This is a genomic window from Xanthomonas sp. WCS2018Noco2-27 (assembly GCF_031843525.1).
In the GTDB taxonomy this organism is placed as follows: Bacteria; Pseudomonadota; Gammaproteobacteria; order Xanthomonadales; family Xanthomonadaceae; genus Xanthomonas.
Genome location: NZ_JAVTIK010000001.1, coordinates 1025827 through 1042435, shown reverse-complemented (window position 1 = coordinate 1042435; position 16609 = coordinate 1025827). Strand labels below are relative to the sequence as shown.

Sequence of the window (16609 nt, the reverse complement as noted above, 5' to 3'; positions counted from 1 at the left end):
CACGTCGACAGTTTATGCCCGTGTAACGCGCGAGTGCGTGGTTAGTGATACTCCGCACAGTTCAATTGAGGCGATTCGCCTATTAATTTGGCAACGTGTTTACCAGGGATTGGTATTAACCACTCTCATTCATGAGCGAGCGGGTTGAAGCGAGTCACGCTTTAAATCCACCGAATCTTTAATCCACTTTCGTCTTTTGAAGGCGCGCATGTGTGCGCGCTGATCTATCGCGCGGCAATCAGGGGAATCAAAATGAATCGTGCATTTGCGCTGGTCTGGAACGCAGCCATTGGCAATTGGGTCGTGACGCATGAACTGGTGCGGCGTCGACGTAAGCCCGGAGCGACGCGCCGTGCATTGCCCAGCCTGGTGGTTCTGGCGGTGGGGGCCGCCGCACCCGCATTGGCCTGGGGTGCGTGCACACCCGCATTGCCGACTGCCGGCGCAACCGTCACCTGCACCGGTCTGCCGATCGTCAGCAATGCTTTTTCTAGTAACGCGAATAATCTGACCGTCAACGTTGCGGCAAGCACGCAGATGACGGCTGGCTTGCTGGGCGGTACCGCCATCGCGCTCGGTGGCACCAATGCAACGCTCAACAACAGCGGCACCATCGATCCGTCCGTGCTGGGTCTGCTGTCGGTGTTGAGTACCGGCGTCACCATGGGCAACGCAAGTTCGACATCGGTGATTGCCAACAATCTGTCCGGCGGCACCATCTACGGGACCGGCGGGTTGCTGGGCGCCAATCTGCTCAATCTCGATGGAATGGCGTTGGGCCTGACCTCTGCCAGCAATGGCGTCGTGCAGATCAACAATGCCGGTTTGATCAGCAGCCGGACGTTGCTCAATCTCTCGGTGCTGGGTGCCGACACGCCGGTGATCGCGGTCAGTGGCGGCGGCACCGTCAATGCGGTCAATACCGGCACCATCGATGGACGCGTCGGCTTTCAGAGCTCGGCTACCGGCAACAGCTTCGTCAATTCCGGCACCATCAACGGCAGCGTGTCGATGGGCGCCAACAGCACCAATACCTTCACCGCAGTGACGGGCGGAAGCATCAACAGCGCTGGCGGACTCGGACTGGAATTGCTTGGTCCAGGCGGTTTGCTGAGCTTTGCACGTACCGGCGTGGTGGATGGCGGTGCGGGCGGAACCAACACGCTGATCCTGCAGAATTCCGCCACAGGAACCGGTAGCGGCATTACCGGTGTCGGCGCGGCAAGCACCGATCAGTACATCAATTTCGGCAGTCTGCGCGTCAACAGCGGGACCTGGACGCTGGGCGGCGCAAGCAACTTTGGCAGCAGCGCACTCAATGGCGGTGTCCTGCAATTTGCGATACCCGCGCAGTTGGGCACGGCGATCACAGCCAACGGCGGCACGCTCGAAGCCACCGCTGCCGGTCTGACGCTGGCACCGGCCGGCGGTATTGCGATCGCGGCGGGCGGTTTGACGGTGCAGGGCACCAATGCGCTGACCATCGGCAGCACGCTGACAGGCACGGGGGCGCTGACCAAGGCCGGTACCGGCGGACTGAATCTGACCGGCGCCAATACCTTCAGCGGTGGCGTCAACCTGAGCGGCGGCGCGCTGACCGCGGGCAATAGCGCCGCTTTGGGAACAGGCACCGTCACAGCGTCCGGCGGCAGCCTGCTGGCCGGTGCCGCACTTAACCTGGCCAACGCCTTTGTATTGAACAGCAACCTGGGCATTGGCGGGACCAATGCCGTGCGGCTCGGCGGCGTGGTCAGCGGAGTCGGTGCACTCAACAAGACCGGCACTGGCACGCTCACACTTGGCGGCGCCAATACCTATTCCGGCGGCACCACGCTGAGCGCGGGCAGCACGGTGCTGGAAACCTCCGGCGCGCTCGGCACCGGCACCGTCACTGCAGCAGGCGGTCTGCTGGACACCACTGCACCGTTGACCTTGAGCAATGCGTTTGCGCTCAACACCACACTGGGCCTGGGTGGCAGCGGCAATGCACTCACCTTGACCGGTGCGCTTGCCGGCACCGGCGGTCTCAACAAGACCGGCACCGGCACACTGGCGCTCAACGGCGCCAACACCTATAGCGGCGGCACAACGCTGGCAGCGGGCACCCTGCAATTGGGGACTGCGTCCGCACTGGGCACCGGCGCGTTGAATGTCACCGGCGCCTCCAGTCTCAGCACCAGCGCACCGTTGGCGGTAACCAATGCGGTCAATCTTTCCGGGCCATTGAGCTGGACCGGCGCGCAGGCGCTCACCCTTGGCGGCGCCATCAACGGCAGCGGTAGCCTGATCAAGAGCGGTGCCGGCGATCTCACGCTGACCAATATCAACGGCTATACCGGTGGCACCACGCTGAGCACCGGGCGCCTGGTGGTCGGCTCCAATGCTGCGCTGGGCACGGGGACCTTGACCGCCAGCGGCGGTGTGCTTGATGCAAGCACTGCAGCGACGCTGGGCAATGCGCTTGCGCTCACCGGCACGCTGGGCGTAGCCAGCAATGGCACCGCGCTGAATTTGAGTGGTGCGATCAGCGGCACCGGTGCGTTGAGCAAGCTCGGCACCGGCACGCTCACCTTGGGTGGTTTGAACACCTATAGCGGTGGCACCACGCTTGCCGGCGGCACCTTGCAGGTGACCAATAACGGTGCGCTCGGCACCGGTGCGCTGAGCTTGACCGGCAACGCCAATCTGCAGGGCACCACGCCCACCACGTTGACCAATGCAATCGCATTGAACACCAATGCATTGACGCTCAATGGCACGCAGGCGCTGACGCTGGGTGGCGGCATCAGCGGTGCCGGCAGCCTGGTCAAATCCGGGAGCGGCGATCTCACCCTCACTGGCAACAACCTCTATACCGGTGGCACATCGCTAAGCGCGGGCAGGCTTGTCGTCGGCAGCGACACAGCGTTGGGTGTGGGCGCATTGACCGCAGCAGCCGGCACCACGCTGGATAACGTCGCGATAAGCACGCTTGCCAACGCCATCGCGCTGACGGGTTTGGTCAGCATCGGCGGCAGCAACGCGCTGACGCTCAATGGCGGCATCAGCGGTGTCGGCAGCCTGGACAAACTCGGCCCCGCCAGCCTGACCCTGGCGGGAAACAACACCTACACCGGCGGCACGCTGCTGACTGCGGGCAGCCTGGTGCTGGGCAGCGATGCCGCACTGGGCACAGGCAGCCTCACCGTTGCCGGCGGCCTGCTCGATAGCACCGCTGCACGCGTGCTCGCCAACGACGTCGTGCTGAATGCCGATCTGCAGCTTGGCGGCAGCCAGGACCTGGCGCTCAATGGCGTCGTCAGCGGTGTCGGCGGCCTGGTGAAGAACGGCAGCGCTGCGCTGACGCTGACCGGCGCCAACACCTTTGCCGGCGGCGTGGATCTCAATGCAGGCGCCTTGCTGATCGACAGCGGGGCGGCATTGGGAAGCGGCGTGTTGACCGCTGCCAACGGCACGCAGTTGCAGGCGACCACTGCAGCCACAGTGGGCAATGACGTCGTGTTGAACGGTGCGCTGTCGCTGACCGGCAACAACGCGCTCGATCTGACCGGCACAGTGAGCGGTGCGGGCAGCCTGATCAAACAGGGCACTGGCGCGTTGACGCTGACCGGCAACAATGGCTATGCCGGCGGCACGCTGTTGAATGCCGGTTCGCTGATCGTCGGCAGTGACACGGCGCTCGGGAGCGGCGCGCTCATCGCGGCCGATGGCACGCTGCTCAGCGCCGCTATCGCCGCGACCTTGCAAAATGCCGTCACGGTGAATGGCGCGCTCGGCATCGATGGCCAGGCGCTCACGCTCACTGATGTGATCGATGGTGCGGGAAGCCTGATCAAGAGCGGCACGCAGACGCTCACGCTCACCGGCAACAACACCTGGAGCGGCGGGTTGCAGCTGCAATCCGGCGGGTTGGTGGTTGGCAGCAACACCGCCTTGGGTTCCGGCACGCTCACCGCTGCGGGCGGCACAACGCTCGATGCCACCACGGCGGTGACGCTGGCCAATGCGCTTGCCTTGAACGGCGCATTGACGCTGCCCGGCACGCAGGACATCACGCTGGACGGTGTGATCAGCGGCGCCGGTAGTCTCGCTAAACAAGGCACGACAACATTGACCTTGGGCAACGCCAACACCTTCAGTGGCGGCGTCACGCTGGACGCCGGCCGCCTGGTGCTTGGCAACGCTGCAGCCTTGGGCGTGGGCGGCCTGGTGGTCAGTGGCGTCAGCGAACTGGATGCCAACACTGCGCTGGCTTTCGGCAATAGCGTGCAATTGAACAGCCAGCTCTCGCTGATCGGCAGCAACGACCTGGGCTTGAACGGCACCATCAGCGGCACCGGGAGTCTGGTCAAGAACGGCACCACCACCACCACCGTGTCGCTCAATGGCAGCAACACCTACAGCGGCGGCACCACGCTCAACGCTGGCACGATTGCGGTGGGGGCCGATAACGCACTCGGCACCGGCAGCTTGTCGGTCACTGGCGATTCGGTGCTGAGCAACGCCATCGCGGTGGCCTTGAGCAATGGCATCGATCTGGGGGCAGCGCTCACCGTCGACAACACGGCGGACATGCTGGCCAGCGGCACCATCAGTGGCGCGGGCGCGCTGACCAAAACCGGCCTCGGCACCTTGACGCTGAGCGGCAGCAATACCTATACCGGCCCGCTGGCGATCCAGGCTGGCACCGTGGTGGCCAGCACGGCTGCATCGCTTGGCAATGCCAGTAACGTGGATGTGGCAGCCGGTGCGGTGTTGAACCTGACCAACGGTGGCCTGATCAATGCACTCACCGGTGCGGGGAACGTCGATACCGATGCCGGCGCCACCTTGCAGCTGGGCAGCGGCAATTTCGCCGGCAGCCTGGGCGGTGGCGGCAATCTGGACAAGGTCGGCCCGGGCACTGTGAACCTGCTCGGCACCAGCCTGATCGGCGGCACCACGCAGGTGAGCGGCGGCATCCTGGACGTGGTGGGCAGCCTGGGTACGAGCGCGTTGAACGTGGCAACTGGCGGCACGCTCACTGGTACCGGCCCCAGCGGCAGCATCGGTAGCGATGTGACCATCGGCAATGGCGGCCGGCTGGCATTGAGCAGCGGTGCGTCGCTCAGCATGGGCGGGCTGACGTTGGCACCGGGCGCGGTGATGGACGTGTCGCTTGCGGCGCCGAGCACTACGCGCCTGCTTGCGGTCAACGGCAATCTCACCCTGGACGGCACACTCAATGTCATCGACATCGGCGGCTTCGGTTCCGGTGTGTATCGGTTGATCGATTACACCGGTGTGCTGACCAACAACGGCGTGCTGTTCGGCAGCATTCCCGGTAGCGTCGATATCAGCCAATTGGCATTGCAGACCGCGATCGGCCAGCAGATCAATCTGGTGGTCGCGGCACCGGGCAGCATCGTGCAGTTCTGGGACGGCGTGCAGACCACCGCCAATGGCACCGTCGACGGCGGCTCAGGTGTATGGGGCACTGCCACCAACTGGACTGGCCAGGACGGCTCCGCCAACAGCACCTGGCAGGGCGATTTTGCAGTGTTCTCCGGCACTGCCGGCACGGTTGTCGTGCAGGGCACGCAAACCATCGGCGGCCTGCAGTTTGCGAGCGATGGCTACGTGCTGAACGATGCCGGTGCGAGCACGCTGGCGGTGACCAGCCCCCTCACCGCAATCCGCGTCGACCCCGGCGCCACCGCCACGATCGATGTAGACATCTCCGGCATCGGTGGCGTGCAGAAACTCGACACCGGCACGTTAGTGCTCGACGCAGCCAACAGTTACACCGGCGGCACCTCGCTCGGTGGCGGCACGCTGGTGCTGGGCGATGCACAAGCGCTCGGGACCGGCGCGTTGACCGCAGCAGCGGGCACCAGCCTCGATAGCAACCAGGCAGTGGCCGTGGGCAATGCGGTCGTCCTGGATGGCGCGCTGAATCTCATCGGCAGCAACGACCTGAGTTTGTCCGGGCCGGTCAGCGGTGCGGGCAGTTTGATCAAGAACGGCACCACCACGCTTACGCTCGACGGCAACAACAGCTACGCGGGCGGCACGGTATTGAATGCCGGCACGCTGGCGGTGGGTAGCAACAGCGCTCTGGGTGTCGGCAGCTTGTCGGTGTTGGGTAATTCCACCTTGAGCAATGCGATCGCACTGGCGCTGGGCAACAGCGTCAACCTGGGTGCGGATCTGACCATCGCCAGTGCCGCGGATCTGGCACTGACCGGCACGCTCAGTGGTGCGGGTGCGCTCACCAAGACCGGGTTGGGCACCTTGACCTTGTCCGGCGCCAACAGCTTCAGCGGTCCGGTGGCGGTGCAGGCCGGTGTGCTGGCCACCGCTGCCACCGGCAACCTGGGCACCACCAGCGCGGTGGATATCGCCGCGGGTGCCGGGCTGTCGTTGGGCAGCAATGCAGCGCTGGGCGCGGTGACCGGGCTGGGTGCGGTCGACATCCTCGGCGGCAACACGTTGCAGCTGGGCGTCAACAACGTTGGCAGTACGTTTGCCGGCAGCTTGAGTGGCGCCGGCAACCTGGACAAGGTGGGCACCGGCACATTGCAGCTCACCGGCACCAGCGCGCTGGGCGGCACCACGCAGGTCCTCGGCGGCACGCTGGATGTGGATGGCACGCTGGCCAGCGCTGGTGGCCTGAGCGTTGGCGCGGGCGGCAGCTTGAGCGGCAGCGGCGTGGTCGATGCGGCGGTCACCGTCAACAATGGCGGCCGTCTGGTGGTGAGCAGTGGTGCATTGCTGACCACCGGCAGTTTGAGCATGGCGCCCAACGCCACGCTCGATGCATTCCTGGGCATCCCGAGTCTGACGGGAGTGCTGCAGGTCAACGGCGACCTTACGCTGGATGGCACGCTCAACATCACCGACATCGGCGGCTTCGGCACCGGTGTGTATCGCCTGATCGACTACAGCGGGGCGCTGACCGACAACGGCCTGGGCATCGGCACGCTACCCGGCACCGTGGACCCGACCCAGCTGACGCTGCAGACCGCACTGGCCCAGCAGGTCAACGTGGTGGTGTTGGCGCCAGGCAGCAACGTGCAGTTCTGGGATGGTGCGCAAACCGTCGCCAACGGCAGCATCGATGGCGGCACCGCTGCATGGACGGCCGGCGGCACCAACTGGACATCGATCGACGGCCTGGCCAATGACACCTGGCAGAACAGCTTCGCGGTGTTTGCCGGCACTGCCGGGACTGTGGCCGTGCAGGGCACCCAGGGCATCACCGGCATGCAGTTCGTCACCGATGGCTATGTGCTGAGCGATGGCGGTGCCGGTGCGTTGAGCGCCAATGCCGCCAACACCATCATTCGCGTCGACCCCGGCGTGACCGGCACGATCGATGTCGCCATCGGCGGCGCAGGCGCACTGCAGAAACTCGACACCGGCACGTTAGTGCTCGACGCAGCCAACAGTTACACCGGCGGCACCTCGCTCGGTGGCGGCACGCTGGTGCTGGGCGATGCACAAGCACTCGGCACCGGCGCGTTGACCGCAGCAGCGGGCACCAGCCTCGATAGCAACCAGGCAGTGGCGGTAGGCAATGCAGTGATCCTGGATGGTGCGTTGAATCTCATCGGCAGCAACGACCTGAGCTTGTCCGGGCCGGTCAGTGGTGCGGGCGGCTTGATCAAGAACGGCACCACCACGCTCACGCTCGGCGGCAACAACAGCTACGCGGGCGGCACCGTGTTGAACGACGGCACGTTGGCGGTGGGTAGCAACACCGCCCTGGGTGTCGGCACGCTGTCGGTGACCGGCGATTCGGTGCTCAGCAATGCGATTGCTGCTGCGTTGGGCAATGCGGTCAATCTGGGTGCCGCGCTCACCGTCGACAACCCGGCGGATCTGACCCTTGCCGGCGCCATCGGTGGCAGCGGCGCACTGATCAAGACCAATACCGGCACGCTGACGCTGGACGGCAGCAACAGTTACACCGGTGGTACCACGGTCGGTGCCGGCACGCTGGCAGGCGATAGCGCGAGCTTGCAGGGCGCGATTGTCGATAACGCCACCGTCGTCTTCAATCAGGCAGCCAACGGAGTGTTTAGCGGCTCGATCACCGGCACCGGCAACGTGATCAAGGACGGCGCCGGGGCGCTGTTGCTCAACGGCGCCAATGGCTACAGCGGCGGCACCACCATTGCGGCCGGCAGCTTGATCGGCGACAGCACCAGCGTGCAGGGCGATATCGTCAACAACGCGGCGCTGGTGTTCAACCAGGCCATCGGCGGTGTGTATGCCGGCGTGATCAGTGGGAGCGGCTCGCTGGAAAAGGCCGGCACCGGCGCACTGCAACTGACCGGTGCCAATAGCTACACCGGCGGCACGTTGGTCAGTGCCGGCAGCTTGATCGGTACGACCGCCAGCTTGCAGGGCGATGTAGTGGACAATGCCACGCTGGTCTTCAACCAGACCACCGACGGTACCTTTACAGGCGTCGTCAGCGGCACCGGTAACGTGGTGAAGCAAGGTGCCGGCGTGCTCACGCTGGCCGGTGCCAATACCTATAGCGGCGGCACGGCTATTACCGGCGGCACACTGCAAGGCACTACCACCAGCCTGCAAGGCAACATCCTCGACAACGCAGTGCTGGTGTTCGATCAGGCCGGCGACGGCACCTTTGCCGGCAACATCACCGGTAGCGGTGCGCTGATCAAGAACGGCAGCGGTGCGGTCACGCTGGATGGCGTCAACGCGTATCTCGGCGGCACCACGATCAATGCGGGCAGCTTGATCGGCGACACCGACAGCCTGCAGGGCAACATCGCAAACAATAGTGCGTTGGTGTTCCTGCAGAACGCCAACGGCACCTATGCAGGCACGCTGTCGGGCACCGGCAGCCTGCTCAAGGACGGCGTCGGCACCTTGTTGGTTACTGCCAACAGCAGCGGCTTTACCGGCCCGACCACCATCACCGCAGGCACCTTGAGCGTGGGCAACCCGGCCAACCCGGGTGCCGCCATCGGCGGTCCGGTGACGGTGGGGCCGGGCGGTACGTTGACCGGCAGCGGCAGTATCGGCAGCCTGACCACGACCGGCGGCACTCTGGCCATGGGCGGCACCACCGGCACGATCAGTGTGGTCGGCAACGCCACCATCGGACCTGGCTCCACGGTGCAGGTCACGCCCGGTACGGGCGGTGCGGTGACGCCTTTGACGGTAGGCGGCGCGGCCACGCTAGCACCGGGCAGCACGTTGGTATTGGTGCGTGCGGTCGACCTGCCATTGTTCACCGAGATTCCGGTGATCAACGCGGCCGGCGGGCTCACTGGGCAATTCACCAACGTCGTGTCCGACTACGCGTTTATGGATCCCAACGTCAGCACCACTGCAACGGCGCTGTCGGTATCGCTGGGCCGCAATACCGTTGGCATGGTGGATGCCGTGACCACGCCCAACCAGCAGTCGACTGCTGGCGCAGTCGATGGCCTGCCGGTGACCAGCCCGGTGTATCAGGCGGTGATACGTCTGCCGGACGACCCGGAGGCAATCGCCACCGCCTTCGCATCGCTGTCGGGTGAAAGCCATGCCAGCACCGCGACCGCCATGCTGGACAGCCGCTTTCTCAATAGCGGTATCGGCGGCCATCTGCGCGGCGATAGCCAGGACACCCGCATCGGCGACACCACGGTGTGGATTACCGGGCGTAGCCTGCCCAACCGCGTCGATGGCGATGCCAATGCGATTTCGGTGCGCCGCGAAGACAACGGCATCATGGCCGGTGCAGAACGTCGCATCGGCGAGCGCAGCGTGCTCGGTGTTGCGGTGGGCAGCCAGGACATCGAAAGCTGGTCGCGCGAGTGGGGCGACCGCTCCGACATCGATGGCACGCACGTCGGTGTGTATGGGCAGGCCGACTGGTCCGCGTTTTCGCTTCAGGGCGCCGTGGATTATGCGGACTACAGCGTGGACGGCTCGCGTCGGGTGATGCTGCCCGGCGTGCTTGAAGAACGGCTCACCAGCGAATACGACGCCACTGCGGTAACGGTGTCGGTGGAAGCGTCCTGGAATCTGCGCACCGGCAATGCGGTGTACAGCCCGTTCATAGCCGCCGACTACACCCATCTGAAGACCGATGGATTTGACGAGCGCGGCGGGATCGCCGGGCTGACCGTCGACAGTGCCACGGACACGTTCACCACCAGCACGTTGGGTGTGCGCGGGCGTTGGGAGCTTGGTCGGCAGGCCGCGCTGTATGCCTCGGTGGGTTGGCGGCATGCGTTCGGCGATCGCGCAGTGCAGCGCTCGGCGGGCTTCATCGGGACTGGCTCGGAGTTCGCAGTGCAAAGCGTCACGCTGGCCAAGAATGCCGCCATCGGTGAGTTGGGGGTCAGCCTGATCACTTCGCCCAACAGCCGCCTGTCGCTGTCGTTGCAAGGACTCAACGGCGATGGACAGACCGCGTATGGGGGGCAGGTGACCTGGGGCTGGAGTTTCTGATCGGCTCCACACAGTGAACGACAAAGCCCCGGCATGCCGGGGCTTTTTTTGTGTGACTATTTGCTTGGCCGGGTGCGTATCGACGCGTCGTCGTCGATGAAGTAACCGATCGGTACCGGTTTGCTCGTGGCTTGCGCTCTGTCTCGACCAGCGCAAGCGTGTCGGCAATCATGTGCGGGCCAGCCGGTGAGCATCGGCCGGGATCGACTGCACATCACGTCGGTGGCGTGCATTGCCGCAGTCCCGCATCGGTCGAAAGCAGCGCTTTTCAAGCGTTTTCTGCAGGCCGTGGCATCTCCTGGAGTGCCTTCGTAGCGTGCAAGCCCACGGCCACGCGTGCTGTGGCAGTCGCGCTGCCACACGCACAGACGCACGAAGGCCCCGGCATGCCGGGGCCTTCGTTGTCGCTGGCATTACGCGGCCAGCGGAGGGTGGCGCGCTACCACCACCATCGCCGGATCAGAACTGCCAGCGCAGACCGACATTGGCGTTGATGCTGTTGGAATCGGAACGACCACGCTCGGCGCCCACATTGCCGTACAGCGAAAACGCGTCGTTGACCTGGTAACGCACGCCGACCGAGGCGCGCACGGCCTGCTTCGATACCGGCGTCCCGGCCACATTGAAGCGCGCTTCCGGCAAGCCGGTGAACCAGGCGGTGAAGTCGGCATTGGGGTTGCCCAGCAACGAGCGGTACGCGACCAGACCATCGAAGCCCCATTTGCCGCGCGCCAGATGACCGCGGACGCCCACCTCGCCGTAGCCAGCGCGCAGGGTGTCGCTGCCGGCGCTCAGGCCCAGACCGGTCACCGACGCTTCGCTGAAGGCATCCTGGGTCTGGCTGACCACACCCGCAGCAACGAAGGGCGACAGCCCGGCATGCGGCAGCAGGCCCACTTCCGCGCGCAGCGACCAGTTGGTGTCGTGGCGACGGTCCTGCAGACGCTCGCCAATGCTGCCGGCTAGCACGTTGCGCTCGGTGTCCACATTGCTCATGCCATACGAGCCAATGCCCGACACGTACGCCTGGCCGATGGGCTGATACAGATACGCGGTCATCGCATAACGGTCCGCGCGCAGGCGGCTGGCCGACGCATCGATATGCGCGCGGTCCTGGCCCGAGGTCACTGCTGCACCCACCACCGTGCCGGCACTGCCCAGCGGCAGATCCACACCGAAGGTGGTGGCCTGCTGGGTGTAGTCGGCCGAGGCGAACCCGCTGCGGCTCAGATCGCCATCCAGATAGCTGCCCTGCATCCAGGTGGTCAGCGTGGTGGTGTCGGCCAGATAGGGCAGGCGATCGGCAGCAACGCGCGCATCGTTGAGTGCCGACTGGAAGCCCAGCGTGCGCTCGATACCGTGCACCTGGCCGGCCAGGGTCGGCAGCGATGCGGCAACCTGCGCATTGGATGCCGCCAGCAGCGAGCCGGTGGCGCTGATCAGGCCACCCAGGTTTGCGGTGTCGCCGGACGCCACGCGGGTGTCCAGCACCTTGACCAGCGCATCGGCCTGGGCGGCACCGTTGACCACTGCCTGCGGCGCACCGGCGGCCTGCGCGCTGGCAGCCGACGCATTACGGGTCAGGGTTGCGGTGACGGTGGTCGGGTCGTAGGCAAGCGATGCAGTCCAGAAGAAATTGTTGGCGTACTGCACACGGTCGAAGGTGCCTTGCAGGACCCCGGCCTTGACGATCTTCTCGCTGCTGCCGACGGTGTAGCCCGCCGCTTCCGGCAGCAACAGCAGATTGCCTTTCAGGCTGGCCAAACCGGTGACGGTCAGGCCCTTGCCCAATTCGATGGCGGTCGTGCCGGTGTTGTTGACCAGGCTGTAGCCGCCGTTGATCACGCCGCCGCGCGACTCGAAGGTGGCCGAGTTGGCCACCAGAAGATCCGAGCGCAGGCTGCCGGACAGCGCGAGCACGCCATCGAGAATGGTGGTGCCGCCGGTATAGGTGTTGTTGCCGCTCAGGGTGAGTTTGCCGGTCCCGCCCTTGGTAAAGCTGCCAGTGCCGGAAATGTCGTTGCTGAAGGTGCTGTCGTAGCCCGCACCTACGCTGATCCCCCAGTTGCTGGCGAACTGGCCCGGGCCCTTGATCGCCTTGGCCGCGTTGACCAGGCCCCAGCCATACAGCGCATCCACGCCCGGGTCGCCCAGATCGGTAGCGGTGGTCAGCAGGGTCTGCTGCAGGTTGGACGCGCTCATCCACGGATACACGCTCAGGACCTGCGCCGCGACGCCGCTGACCGCAGCGGTGGAGAACGAGGTGCCGGCGATCTGGCCCTGTAATTCGGTGCCGGCCAACGCCGGCGCGGTGAAGCTGCCCGGTGCCACCAGGCACCACTGCGCCGCGGCGCCGCAATGATTGGAATAGCTGGTCAGACCGGCCGCATTGCCGGCATTGTCGACATTGATCGCGCCCACCGCCAACCAGTTGTTGCGCACGCTGGCTTCCTGCACCGGCGTCGCTGCCGGATACGAGGCTTCGGTAGCGCCTTCGTTGCCTGTCGAGGCGACGATCAGTGCGTCTGCCTGCACCAGCGGCGTCAACGCAAACCGCCAGGCGGCTGCCGCGTTCGCGCTGCCGGCGGCGTCGGCATACGAAGCGCCCAGCGACAGGTTGGCGATGCGCACACCCGAGGCGGCCAGATCCACCGCAGCGCGGCGGGCCTGCTGGGTGCCGCAGGAATTCTCGGCGCAGATACGTGCATAGAACAGGTCTGCATCCGGAGCCACGCCACCGGCAAAGCCGTCCTGCGCCGAGCCCAGCACCAGCGCCGAGACGATCGTGCCGTGTCCGCGCAGCGCATTGGACGACGACTCGGGCGTGCCCGGGCTGGCGGTGTAATCGCTGAAGCCATCGACCTTGCCGGCAATCGGCGCGTAACTCGGCACCAGGTTGTCGTCCAGCACCGCCAGCTTCACGCCCTGGCCCCGGGCACCGGCTTGCTGCGCCAGATCGGCATTGATCGGCACCAGCAGATTGCTGCCGACGCCTTGATAGCGGGTAGGCGCAGGCGCGGGCGTCGGAACCGGCGCGGTCTTGGGCAGCGGATCGGGCGTGGTGCCCGGGGTGGTGGGCGCGGTCGGCGTGGGTGCCGGCGCAATCACGGTGCTCTGCGGCGGATCATTGCGGACGTTGCCGCCACCGCCACCACCGCCACATGCGGTCAGGACGAGACAGGAGGCGATGGTGGTGGCGAGTAGCGAGCGATTCATAAGAGTGGTCGATTCCGTTGTAGGCGCGCCGCTACTGCTGATTCTGAAATTTGGCGCAGAAGGTCCCATCGCTGGTGGTCACCAACGAAGGCGTTTAATTTCACGTTTTATTCACTTCAAACCGCAGCGGTCCGTCCCCTCGGAGTTGCGCTGACGGAGCACGCGGCGAATACGCTGATGCACTAGGCGTGTGCTTGCGGTTTGTTTAACGGCGCTATCCATAAACTCTAAAGTCTGAATGGACAGTTGCTATTCAGAGAAAAGAATCGAGCGATAGGCATCGCCGATTTAATCCATAGCCAAATCGGATTAGAAACCGACTAGCAGGCCAAAATGCAGAAAAACGTCGGACCGAACTCAACAATTATGCGTCACATTTCGCAGAGGGCGATAAGCCTAAATGCGATCGAGCGCGCGGGTAATCAGGGAATCATGTCAAAGATGTCGGTGAATCCCTCACCCTTAGTAGCGGATTCAACCGCAAGTTAGTCACTCTAACGGACTCTGCCGTATGTGGGAAAATTTTGAATAATGTTGTTTAAGGCGACGATTAAAGCTGTTTAAATGATCGTTATAACTTGCCTTTTTTGCGATAAAAACGCCCTCGGGAAATGCCGACCGGCCTCTTCCGATTGTGCAAAATTCGACGTCTGAAGGCGCCGATTTCGCAATCGTTTGCATTCAAAATGAACGATTTGAATAATTTCGTTTATTTTTTGGGTGAATTTTAATTTATTGCTTTCCCGGCGGATCGGGGGTGAGCTAACAGTTATTCAATCATCCACTCTCGAAATCCCGGTTGGTTTCCGGCGCGAATTGGAGAGTGGCGACCGTGGAGGGCAAGCTTTCGACATCTTCGGCATTCGAGGGCTGGAAAGGTTCAGCTCGCTGGGTGCGGAGGCCAGTGACCTCTGCTCCCGTCTGACCGCGAAAGCCGGTGGCGTCGCGGCTGTGACTGTTTGGGGGATCTGCTCAGGCAAGGATGTGCTGTCTTCATTGACGGCACAGCCTGGAGACCGACTCTGTGGCCGGGCTATCGTCACAGGCTGCCGTGGGCGATCACGTCTGCAACCGACTAGTACCGTCACCAGCTACTCCAGAAGCCACCGCTGAACATCCGCAAGATCGACCCACCACCCGCATGGGTTCGGAAGGTATGGCGCGGTCAGATGCATATGGAAGTCTGCAGTCGCACCCGAATGGCGCGTGGAGTGCCTTGAGCGGTGCGCGGGCAGGTGACGCGTCAGCGATAGGTGGCGCATCGGCGCTAAACGACGCGTTCGCAGCGCAAGACACGCAGCGTCGAGATCAACGGGTCAAGGTGCGCGCTGGCCGCGCGCGGTGGTCGTCGCTTTTTCCTGGCCAATGCGCAGCGCATCCTGCAATCAGCGGATGGGGATGGCGACGGCCGGCGCCGACAGGGGCGGCGGCACCTCGCTGCTTGCCTCCCAATACGCCGATCTGCGGGCTGTAGTGAGGATGCTGCAGATGAGCGGGCACCCGACCACTGGCGCGCACCTGCGGTCGGGTGGTTGCAGAGCGCGGCGCAGCTCGGCAGCAATCTATCCTGGCAACACATCGGCCAATGCATCAGGAGACAGATACGCAAGCGCCAGGAGCCGCGCCACCTGCAGCCAGGTCGCTGCCCGCCGCGCGGCGGCACATTGGGCGAGTCTTTACGCTGCGGCTGCGGCTGCGTCGGCCAGCGGCTGCATCAGTTGGTCAGTACCGTCACTGCGTCTTGGCCAGGGCGGCCTTGGCGCGGGTGCCGGCCGCGGCACCGACCCGTTTATCCAGCACCTGCGCCAGCGCATTGAGCTGCGCGCTGCTCACACCGATGTTCATGCTGATCTTCAGGTGCGACTGCAATTGCGAATCCACGCCCTCCAGCGCTGCGAGCATGCTCACCGTTGCCAGTTCGCGGCTCACCCAATCGAGGTTGTCGCGCGCAAAAATGTCGCCGAACAGGTGCGTCTTCAAGTAGGCATCGATGGCCGGTGCGAAGTCGAACAGCGGTCCCGACACCGCAGCCCCCACCAATTGCGTCTGATTGGCGGTACCCAACGCAAGCAGTTCCGGCCCGGTCGGCACCGGGCCCGGCAGCGCGCCCTGCGCATCGGTCACACCGCGCTGCTGTCGCGCCTGGACCACCTGCATCAACGCCGCAAGTGCATTGAGGCTGCGCGGGAAGCCGGCATAGGCGTAGACCTGCACCAATACTTCCTTGCATTCGTTGATGGTCAGCCCGGCATCCAGACCTGCCTCCAACGCATTCTTCAAACGGTCGATATCACCGGTTGCCGCAAACGCGGCAATCGGGGCGATGGCTTGCTGCTGGGGCGACAGGCTTTCTGAGATGGGCATACCGATGGACTCCGGGGAACGTGCTGCCGCGGGGGAGGGGGCAACGACACAAACAGCGGCCGCGCCAAGGGCGCAGACCACTACACGAGCGATCAATGGGCACCAACGAGGCGCATTGATCGGTCTCTCAGATCTAGATCTAGGGATCGATACGGTGAAATCCAAGCGTTAACCTCCTGTTGCGCGGCAAACAACAACGTTACGCACGGCTGCCAGGCGGGTGTGGGGCGGTGCACAGAGACCGGAATGTACGAGCAGTACATGCCGATTCCGAGCACCCGCAGCCCCGTCGGATAGTCGCGCAGTCGCGTTGTGGGTCGCTCTTGGTGAATCGATACCTGCAGGCCAGACGCACTGCGCGAACGCGACATGCACGCACCGTTGCAGGGCTCGACAGGGCAGGGCGCCAGCATGCCGTATCCGCATGGCGGTTCCATCCGTGTGCGCCGCATGCAGTTATGAGATGCACTCATCAGCGAGTGTCCGTACCACCTTGTTGCGATGAATTCCCTGAAAAAGTCAGCGCTCGCTGCAGACAAACACTCGACGCATACCAACACTCGCCGCATAT

At 64.5% G+C, this 16609-nt stretch carries 3 protein-coding genes and 1 other RNA gene; 1 reads left to right on the top strand and 3 read right to left on the bottom strand.

Translation table 11 applies throughout. The features are described 5' to 3' along the window. The first annotated feature begins 252 nt into the window (after positions 1-252). Positions 253-10458 carry an autotransporter-associated beta strand repeat-containing protein gene (locus RQH86_RS04545; RefSeq protein ID WP_311238869.1) on the top strand — a complete coding sequence of 3402 codons (10206 nt, stop codon included), beginning with the start codon at positions 253-255 and terminating at the stop codon, positions 10456-10458. 459 nt (positions 10459-10917) lie between these two features. Here the strand turns inward: RQH86_RS04545 and RQH86_RS04540 are convergent, their stop codons facing one another. From RQH86_RS04540 to RQH86_RS04530, 3 genes are all read right to left on the bottom strand, one after another. After that, a complete protein-coding gene (locus tag RQH86_RS04540; protein WP_311238870.1) occupies positions 10918-13674 on the bottom strand; it encodes a S8 family serine peptidase in 2757 nt (918 codons plus the stop codon). A 1731-nt stretch (positions 13675-15405) separates the two neighbouring features. Next, a complete protein-coding gene (locus RQH86_RS04535; RefSeq protein ID WP_104616798.1) occupies positions 15406-16038 on the bottom strand; it encodes a carboxymuconolactone decarboxylase family protein in 633 nt (210 codons plus the stop codon). Positions 16039-16223: 185 nt separating this feature from the next. Then, positions 16224-16301, bottom strand: a non-coding RNA gene (locus RQH86_RS04530) — sX9 sRNA. Positions 16302-16609: the final 308 nt, after the last annotated feature.

Coding starts and splice junctions, on each gene's coding strand:
- RQH86_RS04545 (WP_311238869.1), top strand. CDS start 253: ATGAATCGTGCATTTGCGCTGGTCTGGAACGCAGCCATTGGCAATTGG.
- RQH86_RS04540 (WP_311238870.1), bottom strand. CDS start 13,674: ATGAATCGCTCGCTACTCGCCACCACCATCGCCTCCTGTCTCGTCCTG.
- RQH86_RS04535 (WP_104616798.1), bottom strand. CDS start 16,038: ATGCCCATCTCAGAAAGCCTGTCGCCCCAGCAGCAAGCCATCGCCCCG.